Genomic DNA, 14707 nt, shown 5'->3' on the forward strand with positions numbered 1-14707 from the left:
GGAGATGGCATGAGCATATGGCATATTTGTATCTTTGAACTCAGACGTATTCTGAAAATTCGTTCTGTGGTCATTAATTTGTTTATTCTGCCTTTATTATTAATTTTTATCTTAGGAACGGCATTATCGAGCGCAATGGGAACAGGGAAAGATACTACGCCTGAAACGTTACGCGTGGGGATGGTGCAATCAAATGAAGCGGCGTCCTCTCCGGTGGGTGAAGCCCTGGAAGCATTTGTAGCTGCACCTGAGGTAGCCCAAATGATCAAGATTAAAAACATGTCTTCGCAGGACGAAACGATTGATGCGTTAAAACAAGGAAATCTTGATTTTGCGGTGATCATGACTTCGGATATGGTGCAGCAATGGTTGGCAGGAGAAGCCGTTAAGCTGCAATGGATACTTGGAAAAGACAACACACTTAATGTCGTGGGGCAGACTTTATTCACTAGCTTTACGGATGGGTTGAATCGACAGGCTGCAATTGCAAAAGTCCTCGGGCCTGACACGGTGATGGCGATTGCAACGCAAGATGGCACTGGATCAACCTCTGCAAAGCCGAATATTAAGGTCAGCAGCCCGGGGCACTCCGGTCAATCCTACAGCGCTTCACAATATTACGCTGCAGCTATGCTGGCGATGTTTATGCTGTACTCTGGTATGACCACTGTCAACAGCCTGTTTACGGAGCGCGACAAACAAACGCTCGCTCGTCTTCAGGCAACTCCAGTAGGCAATGGAGTGATCTTTGCTGGCAAAGTTGCAGGCAACAGTTTTCTTGCCTTTTTACAAGCGAGTATTATTATCGTCATGACCAACCTGTTATTTGGCGTGAATTGGGGTGGTCATCCTTGGTTAATTGTACTGATCTGTATACTTATTACACTGGCGTCAATGACCTTGGGCATTATTGTAGCATTGGTTAGTAAAAACGCCGCCTCGGCTAATGCGTTAATGCAGGGTATCATCATCGTAATGACTTTTATTAGCGGCGGATTTACTCCGATCGCTATCGATTTTGTACAGCGCATTAGCGAATTCACCGTAAATCATTGGGCGCTTCAAAGTTTTCTTAGTATGATGCTGGATGCAACTATGCGAGAGATCATGCACAATATTTTAATGCTCGGGGCTGTATGTGCAGTGCTCGCAGCCGCTGCCGCAGTGATATACAGAAAGGTTGGATACCGTTATGAATAGTCTGCATATCGCTTGGCTAATGATTCGGAGAACACTGGGGCGTAAACGTGGGTTTGTTGCATTTTTACTGCTGCCATGTCTTGTTGTGACAGGTGCAGTTGCTCTTTTTGGAAGTGATCAGGCAAGCCGTGCGGTTGTTTCTTATGTCAATATGGATGAGGGGATTGCAGGATCATGGATGATCAACGAGCTCGCTCGCACGGAGGATTACAGCTTCAAAGCTGTGAGTAACGAGGCGGAAGTGAAGTCTGATATCGTTCGGCAAAAAGGAAGCATGGGAATTGTGATTCCCGCCAATTACACCCAATCGTTGTTACAGGGCAAACCCGCAGAGATCCAGTGGATTGAAATGCGTGTCAGCGAAAGCTCATACATCCTTCGGGCAGCCGCCGAAGGGGTTGCTGATGGGTTGAAACAATCTGCTGTTGCGGTACAAACATCTTCTTCCTTGTCGCCTGCTAACGCTGACGCTAAGAGTCAGGATGATAAACTCGCACAGCTCCTGCAAGAGATTGGGAGACATCATCTATCTGGAGAAGCATTACATTTACAGCTGTATCCAAAGCCAGGTTTAAATAACGTGACCGGATTCACGATTATGTTCATGATGGGACTGTTAACGAGTGCGGTGGCTGTTATTATGGATGATCGAAAGCAGCGTACGATGGCTCGCATGTATACCGCTCCAGTTAGGTCATATGAGATCGCGCTAGGAAATTTTCTGGGTAGTCTTGCGATTGGAGTCATCCAGATTACGCTCGTGCTCGGCATAAGCCGATGGGTGCTGCATTATGATGCAGGGATTCCGTTTGGTATTCACTTTCTGATTCTTGGAGCATTTATGCTGGTATCGATGGGATTAGCTAGTGCTGTGAGCGGCTTGATTCGTGAATCGAAAAATGCAAGTATGTTGAACTCACTCATCATTGTACCCACTTGTATGATTGGTGGCTGCTTCTGGCCGTTATCCATCATGCCGGAGTATATGCAGAAGCTGGCGAACTTCGTGCCGCAAAAATGGACGATTCAGGCAGTCGAAACGATCTCTGCCGGAGGTGAGTTGGCCGACATCACCTTGCCATTACTGATTCTGTTCGCTATGGCTGTGATTCTGCTGGCTGTCGGTTCCGTGATTCTTCGTCCCAATCAACCGGGGACGGATGCGTAAATTGGTGGCGGCGTAATTATTGATGAGATTAACAATGAAAAGGAGAAGAGATAGAGGGAGTAAGGGTTAAGAGTTAACGTGGGGGCAAGAGCAAGAGCAGTTGAAGATGCACTAGAAAAAGCACGTCTGCCGAGATGAATGCGGTATAACGTGCTTTTTACTGTGTTGTTTTTTTATATCATTAGTTCGTATAGTCGGTCATAGAGATCGAAATCTGGCTTGTATTTTTTTGCAACTGACTATGGCTGTAATTGGCGAAGTACCGTAATTTCAACCCGGCGGTTCTTCTGTCTTCCAGCGGCTGTTGTATTGTCTCCGGTTGGTCTGGTATCCGCATACCCTGCGTATTGGAAGTGGTCTGGATCAAGCTTCTCCTGATCCAGGAAAAAGCGAAGTACCGATAAGGCTCGCTCACCGGAAAGCTCCCAGTTATCCTTGTACGTGGAATTGGCTCCGATCGGAATGTTATCCGTGTGCCCCTCAATACTGACCACCATTTGAAGATTACGAAATAAACTGGCGAGTTTGCTAAGTGTAGGCGCAGCATCCTTTTTCAAGGCAGCTTGTCCTTGATCAAACAGAAAACGGTCACTGAGCGTAATGGAGATACCTTGCGGTTTGTCCGCCACGAAAATTTGATTATCCAGTTTATTATCTTCGATATATTGGGTAATCACATTAAACAGATTTTGTAATTCCTGCTCCTGAGTCCTGAATTGTTCTTCCCGTTCCGTGAGGGGACGGTCGTTGTCATCCGGGGTATCTTTGCCCGAATCGGATGATGAATTCTCATCATCCTCTGAGCTTCCCTGAACTTGGGATGAGGGGTTCTTGGTGATGGTTTGACCTGGTGTCTCGCCGAGTCCGTTCCCCAGTTCAAGAATGGAGTCCGATTTATTAAAAGTGCTTTGAAGGGACTGGGTCACGACGTCATATTTACCGGTATCCAGATTGCTCATGGCGTACATGATCACAAAAAAAATCAGCAACAACGTAATGAGATCCGCATAGGTAATCATCCAGCGATCCCGATGGTCAGCAGCTTCGCGTTTGGCACGACGTTTACTGCGACGACTCATCTAATCCCTCCTTTGCGAGCGGAGATTGCAAGACCTGACGATGTGAGAGTGTAAAAGACTCTAGTCGTTTGCGAACGAGCTGTGGATTTTCACCATTTTGAATGGCAAGCACTCCTTCGAGCATCATCTCCATTTCTTGCACCTCGTCAGCACCTCTGGATTTGATTTTGGAGGCGATAGGTAAAAAGATGAGATTAGCACTGGCAACCCCATAGAGAGTAGCTGTAAAGGCAACGGCAATGGCTGGTCCGAGTCCGGTTGGATCGGTTAAGCTTCCGAGTACCTGGATAAGTCCCATTACGGTTCCGATGATCCCCATTGTTGGGGCATAACCGCCGGCAGATTCAAATATTTTGGCATAACTCTCATGCTTCTGCTCTACAGAATCAATTTCCATCTCTAGAATCTGCCGAACAACATCCGGGTCTGTACCGTCGACAACCATCTGGATGCCATCTTGCAAAAAGGGATGGGGATGATCCACGACTCTGCGTTCCAGAGCAAGCACACCGGATCTGCGGGCAATGGATGACATTTCGATCAGTTCTTCAACCCATTGTTTGGAATCCTGAGCACGACGTCCAAACGCCATGCGTAAAGCAGCAGGGATCGTTCGCAAACGATGTGCAGGGAAGCTGGCTACAACGGCAGCAATGGTGCCGCCGAACACGATTAGAGCAGCCGTTTTTTGCAACAGGCCAGACAGTTGACCGCCTTCCCACAAAAAACCGCTGATAACTGCGGCAATTCCGGCAATTATACCGATAAGTGTCGCAATATCCATAAATTAACCCACTCCTATCTTCATTTCACGTTTGCATCACTAAAACGAACAAGGTATAATTGAACGGGAACAAATATTCCTATTACTATAAGTTTTCCCAACTGGAAATTCGGGGAACTTCGACAATATATAGTGACTATTATTTTAGACGATAGGGTGAGATACGGCAATGAGCGATATTATCATGAGCGACAAAACGTTCGAAATCGAGTCAGAGTTTTCTCCCCAGGGTGATCAGCCTGCAGCCATTAAAGAATTGGTAAAGGGTGTTCAGGAAGGGAAGAGATACCAGACGCTTTTGGGTGCAACGGGTACGGGCAAGACGTTTACTATTGCACAGACCATTGCCAAATTGCAGCGGCCCACGTTGATTATTGCGCACAATAAGACACTGGCAGCACAGCTGGCGAGTGAGTTCAAAGAATTTTTTCCAAATAATATGGTTGAGTATTTTGTCAGTTATTACGACTACTACCAGCCAGAAGCCTATATTCCTTCCTCAGATACGTATATCGAGAAGGATTCGAGCATTAATGAAGAGATTGATAAGCTGCGGCATGCCGCGACCAGTTCGTTGTTCGAACGTCGTGATGTCATTATCGTAGCGAGCGTATCCTGTATATATGGTTTGGGATCACCTCATGACTACTCCAGTATGTTGTTGTCTCTGCGAGTAGGGATGGAGAAGCCACGCAATCAGATTCTGTCCCGTCTTGTAGAGATACAGTATCAGCGGAATGATATTAACTTTGTACGTGGTACGTTCCGTGTCCGTGGCGATGTTATTGAGATTTTCCCTGCCTCCAAGGGTGAACATGCCATTCGTGTAGAGCTGTTTGGGGACGAGATCGAGAAAATTACCGAGATAGACGTCTTAACCGGTGAATTAATCGGTGAGCGAGAGCATATTGCTATTTTCCCGGCATCTCACTTCGTAACTCAAGAAGAAACGATGCGTGTGGCGCTGGTGAATATAGAACGTGAATTGGAAGAAAGGCTTGAAGTATTGCGTGAGCAAGGCAAGTTGCTGGAAGCGCAGCGACTGGAGCAGCGTACACGTTACGATATCGAGATGATGAAGGAAGTCGGATTCTGTTCGGGGATCGAGAACTATTCCGGACCGCTGACCTTCCGTGAACGCGGGGATACACCATATACACTAATGGATTATTTCCCGGATGATATGTTGATCGTGGTGGATGAGTCTCACGTCACATTGCCGCAGATCCGCGCGATGTACAATGGTGACCAAGCGAGGAAGACTGTACTAGTGGATCACGGTTTCCGTTTGCCTTCTGCACTGGATAACCGTCCGCTTAAGTTTGAAGAGTTTGAAGAAAAGATGAACCAGATCATCTATGTATCGGCGACACCGGGACCTTACGAAATTGAGCATACCGATACGATGGTTCAGCAGATCATTCGTCCTACTGGCCTGCTTGATCCTGTTATTGAGCTGCGTCCGACGAAAGGACAGATTGATGATCTGATTGCAGAGATTAACGACCGGATTGCCAAAGACGAGCGGGTGCTGATCACTACGCTGACCAAGAAGATGTCGGAAGACCTGACGGATTACCTGAAGGAAGTTGGCATTAAGGTTAGATATCTGCACTCAGAGATTAAAACACTGGAACGGATGTCGATTCTGCGTGATCTGAGGCTGGGTACCTTCCATGTATTGATTGGAATTAACTTGCTCCGGGAAGGTCTGGATTTGCCGGAGGTTTCACTCGTTGCTATTCTGGATGCGGATAAGGAAGGTTTCCTGCGTTCCGAGCGTTCCCTGATTCAGACGATTGGGCGTGCCGCAAGGAACAGTGAGGGTAAAGTTATTTTGTATGGCGACAAAGTGACAGATTCCATGGATAAAGCGATAAAAGAGACGGAGAGACGCCGTACCATTCAGATGGAATACAATGAGAAACATGGCATCACACCGCAGACGATTCGCAAAAAAGTGCGTGATGTCATTGAGGCAACGAAGGTTGCCGAATCCAAAAACGAGTATCTGACTGGCGCCGCCGAGAAGATGTCGAAGAAGGAGCGCCAATCGCTGATCCAGCGTTTGGAAGCAGAGATGAAAGACGCAGCCAAAAACTTGCAGTTTGAGCGTGCAGCCGAGCTTCGTGATGCACTGCTGGAGCTGCGAGCAGAATAGAGGAATTCGATAGAGTAAGCTTCGTTGATTGAACATGGATGATAAGAGAACGGCCAGTTTGGCCGTTCTCTTATTGAGTAAATTCAAGTAAATAAATGTATCCGTTGACCCGATAATAAGACATGTTGAAATTGCAAAATCAGGTCTATACTGATATAAATGACGATTTTGGTTAAGAGGTTTATATGTAAGTTGAATTAATCATTTACACAGAAACGGAGAGGACAGAAAAAAACCTGAAAAAGCGGAGCGTTCGCCTCAAAGCTTTCTAATAAGAAAGCTACATCGGAAGCGTAAGCTTATCAACAGATTTTTCCCCTTAATAAAAAGAGATCAAAAAAATCTGGGGATAACAGCTACTCTCCAGGTTATTCTGCCATTGGAGTGTACACGTGTAAATAATCAATAGTTCAACTTATATAAATAGAAAAGCAATGAGAGGATGAATACCATTGGCGAGCGAGAACATTGTCATCAAAGGCGCACGAGCGCATAACTTGAAAAACATCGATATTACCATTCCGCGTGACCGCTTTGTCGTATTGACTGGTTTGAGCGGATCAGGCAAGTCCTCGCTAGCGTTTGATACGATATATGCCGAAGGACAACGGCGTTATGTAGAATCACTGTCAGCCTATGCACGTCAGTTTTTGGGTCAGATGGAAAAACCGGATGTCGATTCGATTGAGGGTTTGTCACCTGCGATCTCAATAGATCAGAAAACAACAAGTCGTAACCCACGTTCCACTGTAGGAACCGTTACTGAAATTTATGATTATCTGCGTCTCCTGTTTGCTCGTGTCGGTCATCCGCATTGTCCAGATCACGGGATTGAAATTACATCCCAAACCGTAGAACAGATGGTCGATCGTATCATGCAATACCCTGAACGTACCCGGTTGCAGATTCTGGCTCCAATTGTTGCGGGACGCAAAGGGGAGCACAAAAGTGTTTTTGCTGATGTGTCGAAACAAGGTTTTGTTCGTGTTCGGGTCAATGGAGAACTGCGCGACCTGTCAGAGGACATCCAGCTGGAGAAAAATAAAAAACATACCATTGATGTTGTCGTTGACCGGATCGTTGTGAAGGAAGATGTCCAAGCTCGCTTGGCAGATTCCATTGAGACGGCACTTAACTTGTCCGGCGGGCAGTTGCTCGTCGATATTATCGGTGAAGAAGAACTGCGCTTCAGTTCCAACTTTGCTTGTCCGGTGTGTGGATTCAGTATTGATGAGCTGGCGCCGCGGATGTTCTCTTTTAATAGTCCATTTGGTGCGTGTCCGGATTGTGATGGTTTGGGTGTCAAAATGATTGTAGACCCGGACCTGCTTGTGCCGGATCGAAGTAAGTCAATTGAAGAAGGAGCGTTTGATGCCTGGACAGGAGGGACGTCCACGTATTATCCGCAGTTTCTAAAATCCGTATGCGAACATTTCAACATCCCTCAGGATGTCCCTGTAGAGGATCTGCCTGCTGACCAGATGAACAAACTGTTGCAAGGCACAGGATCAGAGAAGATTCGTTTCCGTTATGAAAATGACTTCGGGCAACGCAAAGAGGCCTTAGTTACGTTCGAAGGGATCGTTAATAATCTGGAGCGTCGTTATCGCGAAACAGGTTCTGAAGGTATACGTGAGTTCATTGAAGGATACATGAGTGCCAAGCCTTGTAGTACATGTAAAGGGCAGCGTTTGAAACGAGAGAGTCTTGCTGTAACCATTAATGACCACAACATGGCTTATGTGACTAGTTTGTCCATAGGTGAAGCTGGGCGTTTCTTTGAGTCGTTGCAGTTGACCGAGAAAGAGCAGACCATCGCCAAACTGATCCTAAAAGAAATTAACAGTCGTTTGGGTTTCCTCGTTAACGTGGGTCTGGATTACCTGACGCTAAGCCGTGCTGCTGGAACGTTGTCCGGTGGTGAAGCACAACGGATCAGACTAGCAACTCAAATTGGCTCCAGCCTGATGGGCGTGCTCTACATTTTGGACGAGCCAAGTATTGGACTGCATCAACGGGATAATGATCGTCTGATCTCCACGCTCGCACATATGCGGGATATCGGGAACACATTGATTGTTGTCGAACACGATGAAGATACGATGATGGCGGCGGACTATATTATCGACATTGGTCCAGGTGCAGGTATTCACGGCGGAACAGTGATGTCTCAAGGTACACCTGAGGAGATTATGAATGACGAGAATTCGTTGACAGGTCAGTACCTCAGTGGCAAGAAGTTTATTCCGATTCGTACTGAACGCCGAAGTGTCGGCGACCGCTGGCTCGAAGTGCGCGGAGCCAAAGAGAACAACCTGAAAAATCTGAATGTAAAGATTCCGGTGGGTGTGTTTACCGCTGTAACAGGAGTGTCCGGTTCAGGTAAATCTACACTGATCAACGAAATTTTGTATAAAACGCTGGCACGTGATTTGAATCGTGCACGAGTACGTCCAGGGCAACACAAGGAGATTCGTGGTCTGGAGCATATCGATAAAGTTATCGATATCGATCAGTCCCCGATCGGACGAACTCCACGTTCCAATCCGGCAACCTATACCGGTGTATTTGACGACATTCGTGACCTGTTTGCACAGACCAATGAAGCAAAAGTACGCGGATATAAAAAAGGCCGGTTTAGCTTTAATATCAAAGGTGGACGCTGTGAAGCCTGCCGTGGAGACGGAATTATAAAAATTGAGATGCACTTCTTGCCGGATGTGTATGTGCCGTGTGAGGTTTGCAAAGGCAAACGTTACAACCGCGAAACACTTGAAGTGAAGTACAAAAACAAAAATATTGCAGATGTGCTTGAAATGACCGTAGAGGATGCAACTCAGTTTTTCGAGAACATTCCAAAAATTCATCGCAAAATGCAAACGTTGCTTGATGTAGGCCTTGGTTACATCAATCTCGGTCAACCTGCAACAACACTGTCCGGTGGTGAAGCACAGCGTGTGAAGCTTGCTTCCGAGCTGTATCGACGTAGTACTGGCAAGACGATCTATATTCTGGATGAGCCTACGACTGGTCTGCACGTCGATGATATCGACCGACTGCTGAACGTCTTGCATCGCCTCGTCGATTCAGGAGAGTCTGTGCTTGTCATTGAGCATAATCTGGATGTCATCAAAACAGCCGATTATATTGTTGACCTGGGTCCAGAAGGTGGAAGCGGCGGCGGTACAATTGTAGCAACAGGAACACCAGAGGATATTATTAAAGTGCAGGAATCCTATACGGGTAAGTATCTAAAACCTGTACTGGAGCGCGATACAGAGCGGAGCAGAGCTCTGCAACTGGCGGAGTAGTCAGCGTAAGAGTAAGAGCGTAGCAAATCTGTAAATTGAATTACTTATAGTCAATTACGCAGATGCTCTATGGCGTGTGTGACACTCTACACCGTGGAGTTGTGAGATTTTTTGCACGGCACGCGACACCAGAGCGCGGTGCTGTGCTTTAGGACTGCTTAATTAGATACTGAGTTGGAATAAAAATGTAAGCCTTCTTTACCTGGCAAATAGGCTGTGGATGATAGTCCACCACCTTTTCTAGGGTAAGGAAGGTTTTTTTGATGTTAAAGAAGAGGATAGTTTGAGGGAAATTGCAATGTGTGTTTAAAAAAATGAAATGATTCCACGAAGTTGTAACTTTATTGGGGAGAAGTGAGAGGCGTTATAAAAATTAAGGGGATTTTGAGAAGTGTTAAGAATCGTTGAGAAGCATTAAGGAGCATTAAGGAGTAAGTTGGTGTATTAATTGTATGAATTATTGCGCTAAGTATCTAACGATCACAGGTGAGCTTATTTGAGCAAAATAAGGTGAATCAGAATTCTAACGATCACCAGCGACGTTATTTCATCGAAAAAGCGAGAAATAGGCTGTTTTTCGACGATTGTGAGTGAAATAGCGTTTCTCATGATCGTTAGATTTTGATACAGGTGATAATCGCCCAAATAAGCTCCCTGGTGACCGTTAGAGCTGGGAGGTTGAGGTAACTGGCTCTGTCACCTACCCCTGGCTCTTTTTACATCTTGTTGCTACCCGTGTCTGTCATCCATTAGCTGTTATTAAGAATGTTTGATGAAAGTGTTTACATATTAGACCGGGTAAGCTTTTGCGAGCGAATCGGTCAATCTGGATTTTTTTCATTTTTCTGGATGATAGGGCTTGCATTACTAACAGGGTACAGATAACATAGAGGAAGAGTTTAGGGTATGTGTTAGTTGTTCAACTATGGTGAGGAGGTCTGTCTATCCATGCTGCTTGCAGAGGCTGCCACGGCGAGTACATCGAATTTTAATGCATTTGATATTTTTGTAATCTTGTTTACCATCCTGATTTTTATTGGACTGGTTCGTCTGCTTCGTGCACCGAAGAAAAATTTGTTTGCCATCGGGTTTACTATTGTCAGTCTGCTTGTATTTTTGATGACAGACTACGCGATGATCACAGGTTGGTTTGGTTAACGGAGACATTACCGGCAAGAGGTACCAGAGATTGAACAGCATCGTAAGGAAGAGCGGTAACATATCAAGTATGAACAGTAGGAAAAGTATAAACAGGTATCCTTTACTAAAAAAGGTATAGAAGACTTACCTAGATTAGAGGTACTATGTTGTACTGATTATGATGCTAATCTACAACAAAGAAAATACGCTTTACTAGCAATACTAAGATGCAAACAAATACGACCAAGCAATAGCGATTTCGAACACTTTCCATGATGAATATGGAAGGTGTTTTTTCATGCCTGTATTCTCCGAAGGGAGAAAGCTGGGAGAGTCAAATTGTGTCGAAAAATATCGAAAATTAAAACGATTGTATAGCCAGAATTTGTATGATACATTGAGGGATACCGATATTGCAGATGAGAGAGAAGATAGATTCAGCCAGGGATCGGCTGTCCAGTCGCGCAAGAAGGATGTAAAGAGTAGAGAGGGTCAGGTGAAGTCATGAAAAGGATAATAAAACGGGCAACAGCCATGATGATGGTTGTTGTGCTCTCCATCGGTGTGATGGCAGCGACAGCTGGTGCAGCGGCATCGAAGTCAGGCATGCAAGCCAAGGAAATCGACGGTCAGGTGTATGTAGATACGAAAGATTTGGTGAAGATGTTCGGCGGTAGTGGACAATACAATGCTAAATCAGGAACGTATTCGTATAAGGGAAGCGAAGCCATTCCTAAAGTGATTGAAAAGGTATCACCGTCTGTGGTAGGAATTATAGGCAAAACGACGGAAAACCAGAATGGATCGGCAAACGATCGTTATAATCTGGCACATGGTACAGGAGTTATCATTCGCGCTAATGGATGGATTGTGACGAATGCTCATGTGGTTGATCAGTTGGTCGATCCGGTCGTTGTGACGACAGATGGGAATACATATAACATTACAGAAACATTCAGTGATCCGTTAAGTGACCTTGCGCTGATTAAAATTAACGCCAAAGCACTCAAACCTGCGGTCTTTGCTAAAGCTTCGCAAGTGGCTGTGGGTGAAACCGTGATTGCGATCGGTACGCCAATCTCCTTTTCATTGCGTAACTCAGCTACAGTTGGCGTGATCAGTGGTCTGAACCGTGGCGTGGAAGCGTCCTACCGCTTAATTCAAACAGACACGGCGATTAATCCCGGGAACAGCGGAGGACCGCTTGTTAACTTGAAGGGAGAAGTCGTCGGTATTAACTCCATGAAATTTTCTGCAGTGGGCATCGAGAGCATGGGGTTCTCTATTCCTGTAGACACCGTGAACTTTGTCATCAATCAATTTTTTAAATATGGAACGATCAAACGGGCAAGTCTCGGATTACAGCTGGAAGAGAGCTGGTCGGCCATTGTAGGTCTGCCTGCGGAAGACCCGTTGACGGTTACGGGCGTACTGAGTCCGGAAGCGAAGAAAGCCAAGATCAAGGAAGGAGATGCCATCTACAGCGTCGCGGGCAAACGTGTATCGTCGGTAGTCGATATCAATGAGCTGCTCAAAGCCTACTTACCTGGACAAAAGGTAAAGTTGCTGGTGCAAACGGACGGCGACATTGTTACCCGCACATTAACACTTGTGGATCGAGCTTCGCTTGAGGGGCAGTCCGACGAATCGCTTCCAACGGATGAAGAACAATAAAGCCCGGCAAGCAACCCGAATCGAGAGAGGACGAATGAACGGAATGAAGAAGTCAGTGTTACGCGTGCTGAGCACGGGTGTATTAGCGGGAATGTTGCTGGCAGGCACAGCTCTGCCAGTATGGGCAACGGATAATTTGATTACCAATGAGCTGCGTGTCAAAGCAGGAAGTACAAGTGCTTTTATTAATGGCAAGAAACAAAACATCACCAAACCGCTCACGGTTAAAGGCGTGACACTAGTGCCTGTCGGTGTATTCAAAAAAGCCTTTGGCAGTGAAGTTCGACTGGAGAAAAACGATGTCATCAAAATCAAGGAAGGTCCGCACGTTGTGGCTTTGAGAATAGACAGTTCCATCGCATGGATTGACGGAGTCAAAGTGGAGATGGGCACTGCACCCAAAATGGTGAATGGTGTATTAATGGTGCCTCTTCGCCCGGTTGCGGCAGGAATCGGTGCGACGCTTGCGCCGAGCAGTTCGGGAGATATCGTCATTCGTTTGCTGCAAGCGGGTGAGGGCGTGGATGAGGGCGGCATTGATCTGGACAAAGGGAAAACGAGAATTGGCAACAGCTATTATGGCTGGTCGATTCATTATCCAGCCGATCTTCTGGTGTTGCAAACGAATGAACAGGAACGGATGATGACCTTTGGCGCTGCGGATGAAAGTTATTATCTCGAAGTGTATGTGAGTGACCAGAATGTAGTATTGGACGCGGATGACTTGCTGACACAACTCGTGCAGGTGGCCAAACAGGCAGGAGATACGGTACTGGACCGTGAAGCGGTATCTAAAGGGAACAAACCTTATGCAAGAGTTGTCGTCAAAGATGCGGATGGCGTGTTATGGGAGTTGCGCCAATATATTTATGAAGGTCGTCAATATGATGTCTACTTGGCGGATTACGAGGCGATGAATTATAAAGATCTGGGCAAACATGCTTCATTACTCAATTCATTTGAACCAAGCTATTCACAGTCAGATCGAACCATTAAGGATCTTTCCACGGTGGAGGAAGGCATGCGCTCGGCATGGAATGATGATTACGGAATTGAATTAATGGTTCCAGCGGGCTGGTCCATGGACAATAATAATATGGTTTATAAAGATAAAGACGGTGCTTATTTGCAGCTTCGAGTGACTTCAGCCAAGTCCGGTGCAACGGTGAAGGACTGGAGTGACCAGCTCGAGAAGTGGATGCGTGAAACCTTTACAGCGGAGAGTTATCAGCAAGTAGGCTCGTTTACAACGGAAATCTCGGGTGAAACGGCCGAGGTGAATGAATTCCGTTATAACTTTGGATCAGGATGGCAGACCGAGTTTGACGTACTTTTGCAGAAGAACGGGTATCGTTACTACGCGGAATATACGTTCCCTGAAGGACAGGCCGTGGACCGGGCATGGTTTGAACGGATTATGAAGAGTGTGGAGATTGATTTTGACACGGTAAAAGATAATTTCGGTCAGCTGGATGAAGATCCATATCTGACAGATAAAATGAAAACGATCACGCGTACGTCCAAAAACTATCATTACAGCGTGGATATTCCGCGCTACTGGACGCCGTATAGTGATCGGTTTGAAAGCTCACCTGTCGTTTATACCTTCACGGGAGGCAACTTTTCCATTGCAGCTACAGAGGACAAGTCGATTGAGATGACGGTTAGTCAGCTGAGAGAGGCATATACAGAGGCAGCCAAAACGCGAAAAAACTTCAATCTGATCCGCAGCGAGGAACTGACTTTTGCAGGTGTACCTGCATTCTCCTTCACGTACCATGAAGTGGATAAGGGTGTGCCGTATACAGGTCGTCAGATTGTGTTTGAAAAGGATGGAATCACGTATACGATCACGAATGGTCTGAACGATGCGAACCGCACGCAAGTCCAGGCAGCCATGCTGGAAAAAGCAGTGAACTCATTTACTTTTATTAAATAAGAATATAGATGTGTAGAAATTGCCGGAGGGTTAAAGAACCTTCCGGTTTTTCTTTGGCTATGATTTCAAAATGGATGGGGGAAGAGGAAATGTGATGAGGATGAGTGGAATGCCTATGGAAAAATGATGAAAATGACAAACGGTTTTTTCAGGAAACCGTAGAAGAGTCGGTGCAGAAGTGGTACACTATACTAGTTCAGGAGTTATTACTGCTGATTTGAGAAATAGAGAGACTGTAGGCTTGGATTTCA

Annotated in this window: 9 protein-coding genes; 7 read left to right on the forward strand and 2 right to left on the reverse strand. The window is 46.0% G+C overall.

Annotation, left to right across the window (positions count from 1 at the left end; genetic code table 11):
- Positions 1 to 9: 9 nt before the first annotated feature.
- Together EC604_RS17530 and EC604_RS17535 are read left to right on the forward strand one after the other, a co-directional pair.
- Positions 10 to 1200, forward strand: a complete 1191-nt coding sequence (locus EC604_RS17530; protein ID WP_123065384.1) for an ABC transporter permease — start codon at positions 10 to 12, stop codon at positions 1198 to 1200.
- Positions 1181 to 2368, forward strand: a complete 1188-nt coding sequence (locus tag EC604_RS17535) for an ABC transporter permease (RefSeq protein ID WP_240036982.1) — start codon at positions 1181 to 1183, stop codon at positions 2366 to 2368. Before EC604_RS17530 ends, EC604_RS17535 begins: the two co-directional genes overlap by 20 nt.
- Before the next feature lie 239 nt (positions 2369 to 2607).
- Here the strand turns inward: EC604_RS17535 and EC604_RS17540 are convergent, their stop codons facing one another.
- A complete protein-coding gene (locus tag EC604_RS17540) occupies positions 2608 to 3447 on the reverse strand; it encodes a flagellar motor protein MotB (protein ID WP_123065386.1) in 840 nt (279 codons plus the stop codon).
- The gene (locus EC604_RS17545; protein ID WP_123065387.1) at positions 3431 to 4231 is read right to left on the reverse strand and encodes a flagellar motor protein; all 801 of its coding nucleotides are present in this window, start codon (positions 4229 to 4231) and stop codon (positions 3431 to 3433) included. Before EC604_RS17545 ends, EC604_RS17540 begins: the two co-directional genes overlap by 17 nt.
- Positions 4232 to 4400: 169 nt before the next feature.
- Here EC604_RS17545 and uvrB point away from each other — a divergent pair, with 169 nt between their 5' ends.
- The 5 genes from uvrB to EC604_RS17575 all read left to right on the forward strand — a co-directional run bounded on the left by uvrB (position 4401) and on the right by EC604_RS17575 (position 14456).
- Positions 4401 to 6392 carry an excinuclease ABC subunit UvrB gene (gene uvrB, locus EC604_RS17550; protein WP_123065388.1) on the forward strand — a complete coding sequence of 664 codons (1992 nt, stop codon included), beginning with the start codon at positions 4401 to 4403 and terminating at the stop codon, positions 6390 to 6392.
- 452 nt (positions 6393 to 6844) lie between these two features.
- The gene (gene uvrA / locus EC604_RS17555) at positions 6845 to 9703 is read left to right on the forward strand and encodes an excinuclease ABC subunit UvrA (RefSeq protein WP_123065389.1); all 2859 of its coding nucleotides are present in this window, start codon (positions 6845 to 6847) and stop codon (positions 9701 to 9703) included.
- Between the two features lie 948 nt (positions 9704 to 10651).
- On the forward strand, positions 10652 to 10861 hold the full coding sequence (locus EC604_RS17560; protein ID WP_123065390.1) for a hypothetical protein: 210 nt from the start codon (positions 10652 to 10654) through the stop codon (positions 10859 to 10861).
- A gap of 486 nt (positions 10862 to 11347) precedes the next feature.
- On the forward strand, positions 11348 to 12517 hold the full coding sequence (locus EC604_RS17570; RefSeq protein ID WP_123065392.1) for a S1C family serine protease: 1170 nt from the start codon (positions 11348 to 11350) through the stop codon (positions 12515 to 12517).
- Entirely contained in the window at positions 12504 to 14456 is a 1953-nt protein-coding gene (locus tag EC604_RS17575) for a stalk domain-containing protein (protein WP_123065393.1), read from the forward strand. Before EC604_RS17570 ends, EC604_RS17575 begins: the two co-directional genes overlap by 14 nt.
- Positions 14457 to 14707 lie beyond the last annotated feature (251 nt).

It is taken from the genome of Paenibacillus amylolyticus (assembly GCF_003719335.1).
Lineage (GTDB): Bacteria > Bacillota > Bacilli > Paenibacillales > Paenibacillaceae > Paenibacillus > Paenibacillus amylolyticus_D.